Origin of the sequence: Nostoc sp. CCY 9925 (genome assembly GCF_963920935.1) — a bacterium.
GTDB lineage: Bacteria > Cyanobacteriota > Cyanobacteriia > Cyanobacteriales > Nostocaceae > Nostoc.
This window is the reverse complement of record NZ_CAWUDO010000217.1, coordinates 1-4,881: the sequence shown is the minus strand read 5'-3', so window position 1 is coordinate 4,881 and position 4,881 is coordinate 1. Positions and strand designations below refer to the sequence as shown.

Here is a 4,881-nt window from a genome sequence, read left to right as displayed (position 1 = left end):
GATATCTCAGTTAGCGAAACGCCACTACAACAAGATATTGAAACTACCCAATCATTACAAAAACGTGAGATTCCAGATATCTCAGTTAGTACAACGCCGCTACAAGAAGTTATTGAAACTACCCAATCATTACAAAAACGTGAGATTCCAGATATCTCAGCTAGCTCAACGCCACTACAAGAAGTTATTGAAACAGATGAATTTCCTTCTCAAGTTGATAATCAAAACACCGTTTCTTCGACAAATGTAATCCAAAAAAAAGAAATATCAGCAATCTCCAAACCTTCATCATCTGAACAAGAACCGCTAAATACAAATAAGAATTTAGAGGCAATTAGAGGCATTGAGCCAGATTCAATTTCAGAAAAAACTACGATTAATTTTGACACAGCTAATTTTATCGCTGATAATTACTTAGAAAATTTACCTTTATCATCAGCAGTTACTTCACCTAGTGTTGATGACACACCTACTTTACTTCATCCTTTAACGAATGATGAAAATACTGTAGGGACGCACAGCTATGTGTCTATACCGCCTGTTTTTGGAGATAATTATGAATCTTCAATTGCAAAAAGTCCTATTGTCATGCAACAAGAAATTGATTCTAGTTTTACAACTGAATCTTTAGCATCTGAGCCTGTTCAATTAACGCCTACCTCAGCTAATATTCGAGACACATCTAATTTTATTAGCGACTCTGATAACAATGAAAAGTTAGTAAATTCAGAGTCACAATCTACTGTGGCGGTTAATGTCTCAGATGTCCCAACAAATGTAATTTCACTGCAACGCGATCGCAATTTTGATAATACTATCAGCGAGTCTATAGAAAATCAGCAGATTTTAGCAGCAGATCAAATTGTTGAAGAACCAAAGGTTAGCAACATATCGTCTGAAATTGTTGAAGAAGCAAAACTTAGCAACATATTGCCTGAGATTGTTGAAGAACCAAAGGTTAGCAATATATCCTCTGAAATTGTTGAAGCACAAAACATTAACAATATATCGCGGGAAATTATTGAAGCACCAAAAGTTAGCAACATATTGCCTGAGATTATTGAAGCACCAAAAGTTAGCAACATATCGCCGGAAATTGTTGAAGAACCAAAAGTTACTGATGTGTCATCAAATATTGGGGAAAAATCGAGTATTTCCCGAAAAATAGTTGATAATGAACAAATAGTAGAGTCAGAATTATTAAGTGCGATCGCCAATTCTAACAACTCTGAAATTTTAACCTTTATTGATACCTCAGATCACCAAAATCTCCCAGAAAAACTAAATTTTTCACCAAATAAAGTCAGCACACCACCTGAAGTTGAACAAAACACGACTATTCAAAATTTGGCAGCACCTAAAGGTTATGCTACTGGTGGTCAAGTAACAGACTCTCAGTTGAAAAATAATCAGCACATAGCACCGTCGGATACCGTACCTGCAATGCTGACACCTGGAGAGTTTGTCATTAATACCAGGGATGCACAGAAAAATCTACCTCTACTACAGCACATCAACAGCGGCGGGACACCGGACAATATTATTCTTCCAAGCTTAGAGGTACCCAATGCCAAAGAACCAGAAAAAACAACTTCTCCACAGAGTTCGACTAAAGTCGATTCTTTTCCAGACACTTCCTTACAACTCAAACCTCAAGAATCTAATTCTTTAATTCCTTCTTCCTTGGCGTCGAATATTGGAAAACAGAAACTTTCGGTACTCAATTCTCCCCAACTTAATACTGTTCAAAATAAGACGACTGATGCACTCGTTACTTCACCGCAATATTCATCGCCTCCCTTGATTTTTAGAAAAGCAAATTCTACCACTAACACACCTTCCCAATGGTCAGATACACCTTCTGAATGGTCAACTGTCCAAGAATTATTCAATGGCAATAATGATGAATTCACAAGCTTCTTCAGCGGTGGAGAATCTAATAGTCAAAATTCCGAGTTTGGTGATGTTTATACATCATCAGAATCATCACAAATTTTCGCTAAACACCCTGCTGCAACTAGAGGCTTTGCTGAAGGTGGAGAAGTCACTGCATCCACATCTGGAAACACAGGATCAGTAACAGAAACAGTACAAAACACCTCTGAAAAAAACGAAGAAGATAACAAAGATGATACAGCCGACCTTGAAGCTTTAGCCCGTGAAATTTATAGTAGATTACGCCAACGTCTGGAAATTGAACGAGAACGTCATGGTGGTTATTTAGGTCGTTTATCTTGATACATTTTATTCAATAAATTGAGGAGAAATACTCAAATGGCAACCCCAGCAATTATTGTTACGCAAAAGCGCAAACCACAACTTGAGAAAGCCAAACTTATGGCTTATAACGGTGAATCTGACGATATTGAATTAATGTTTAATCCGACAGAAATTAGTTTTAGCCGGTCTGTTGAGTGGAAAAGTAATGATGGGAATAGAGGTACAGAACTTTTGCCAAAGGTTAACTTTTCTGGAGTTAAACCTTACACGTTTTCACTCAAACAGCTATTATTTGATACTTATGAAACTAAAGAATCGGTAATGAAAAAGTATGTAGACAAAATTAAAAAAGGCGTAGAAACAATTAAAGGAGCGCGTGACAAGCGTCCACCTGTTTACATATTAACATGGGGAAATGAGTATTTTTATTGTGTAATTACCAAACTAACTTACACGTTAAATATGTTTCTAAGTGATGGCACACCAGTTAGAGCAATGGTAGATATAGACTTGCAAGAAGTAGATAAAAATAACCTTCCTGGGGGAAAAGAATCTAAATCTAAAGGGCCAGACCGCAAACCAGATAAAAAGGTGACGAAAAAGTAGTTAGAACTCAAAATATTTAAAAACAGGATAATTTTTGAGTAATAATTCTACCAACCATACTAAATTAATTATGAGCGAGAAATTATTACAAAATAAATTCTGACTTAAGTAAAATACTTAATATTTATAAATTGAAGCTTATGCCCAACGCCAACCTTTATCTAAGCGACCCTTTACTTGAGATAGAAGGACAACCCGCTTCTCCTGAATTACTTAAAGATTTGCTGCAAATGACTGTAGAAGAAAGTTTACATTTGCCAGCAATGTTTACGCTGGTGATACATAATAGTTATATTCCCACATCTGACCGTCCACAAAATCAACCTTGGCGACACGAACAGGTTTTTCAAATTGGGAAGAAAGTAACCTTAGGCTTCAAATCGAGTACTACTCAAGATCAGAATTTTAGAAATGAAAAAACAAAAATACTTGTTGAAGGTGAGGTTACAGGTCTGGAAGTTCACTTCAATGAAAAATCTGAAGCTAATATAATTATTCGCGGCTATGATTTTTCTCATCGTCTTCACAGAGGACGTTATAATCGCTCTTTTTTAAATACAACTGATAGCAAAATAGTAGAAAAAATTGCTAAAGAAGTAGGTATCAAAATTGGAATAATAGACCCAAGTGGCGAAGTCCACAAATATGTCTTTCAAGAAAATCAAACCAATATGGAGTTTTTGCAAGAAAGGGCTGCACGTATTGGTTTTGATTTATTTATTACAGAAGATAAGATAAATTTTTGCAAGCCAGAAAGTCAGGCCTCTTTAGATTTGAAATGGCTAGTTGATATTAGTAAATTTAGTACCCGTGTCACTAGTGCTGAGCAAGTAAGTTCTGTGGAAGTACGCGGTTGGGACTATAGCCAAAAAAAATTGATTAGCTCAACAGCCAACAAAGAAAAGCAAATTACTCAGACAGGTAATAAGCTAGGAAGTAGCACCAGTAAAGCATTTCGCAATCTTCAAGCTCCCAAAATGATTGTTGTAGATAAACCTGTTGCTACTAAAAAACAAGCAGATGTGATGGCTCAGGCTTTGTGTGATGAATTGGGAGGAGAATTTGTTTACGCAGATGCTAAAGCATTTGGAAATCCTGAGATTCGACCGAGGCGGGTGATTCGTCTTCAAGATTTAGGCGATCGCCATAATGGTCAATATTATGTCACAGAAACACGTCATTTCTACAACGGGCGGGTTTATGAAACTGATTTCAGCATCCGAGGCTTACGTGCTGGTAACTTATTCACAACTCTATCAACGAAAAAACATTTACAGCCATCTGAGACTTTATTAGTCGGAATTGTGACTAATAACAAAGACCCAGAGAAATGGGGTAGAGTAAAAGTCAAGTTCCCAACGATGACCGAAGACCATGAAAGCGAGTGGGCGAGAATTGTAGCTTTGGGTGCAGGCCCAAACAGAGGTTTCGATTGTTTACCAGAAGTCAACGATGAAGTATTAGTAGGTTTTGAACATGGCGATATCCACCGTCCCTACGTCATTGGTGGCGTATGGAATGGTAAAGACGCACCACCAGAAAAAGTAGATGACTCAGTTGGTAACAAGGGTGTCAGATTACGCACTATTAAAACTCGTGTTGGACATGTTCTACAGTTTGTCGAAGAAGACAAAGCCAGCAGTAAAACAGGTATTCGCGTAGAAACTAAAGCTGGTCACAAAATGTATCTCAATGATAGCGATCGCCATATCGAAATTAAAACCGCAGGCGGTCATACAATCAAAATGGACGATAGAAGTAAATCTATTTCCATTGAAACCACAGGCCGTCATCAAATCGAAATGAACGACGCTAGTAAATCTGTTTCAGTGAAATCAAAAGGTAATCTCTCATTAGATGCTCTTGGAAATATAGACATTAAAGCCAACGGTAATATTACAGTCAGAGGTGCAATCATTCGCCTTAATTAAGTACATTTGTAGGGGCGCACAGCTAGCTATGCGTCCCTACAAATGTAGCAACGTTAATAAAAAGCCCCTCCAATACTGCTCGCTTTGTGCATTTTTAACTCGGCATTGGATTTGGGGAAAAGGT

General features: G+C 37.3%; 3 protein-coding genes. All 3 read left to right on the top strand.

The genetic code is table 11. The features are described 5' to 3' along the window. The coding region (locus tag ACM0OY_RS39490; protein ID WP_414574155.1) for a hypothetical protein at positions 1 to 2,238 on the top strand (2,238 nt) is incomplete at its 5' end. Positions 2,239 to 2,274: 36 nt separating this feature from the next. Continuing rightward, positions 2,275 to 2,826, top strand: a complete 552-nt coding sequence (locus ACM0OY_RS39485) for a hypothetical protein (protein WP_414574154.1) — start codon at positions 2,275 to 2,277, stop codon at positions 2,824 to 2,826. Positions 2,827 to 2,966: 140 nt separating this feature from the next. Next, on the top strand, positions 2,967 to 4,757 hold the full coding sequence (locus tag ACM0OY_RS39480) for a VgrG-related protein (RefSeq protein ID WP_414574153.1): 1,791 nt from the start codon (positions 2,967 to 2,969) through the stop codon (positions 4,755 to 4,757). Positions 4,758 to 4,881: the final 124 nt, after the last annotated feature.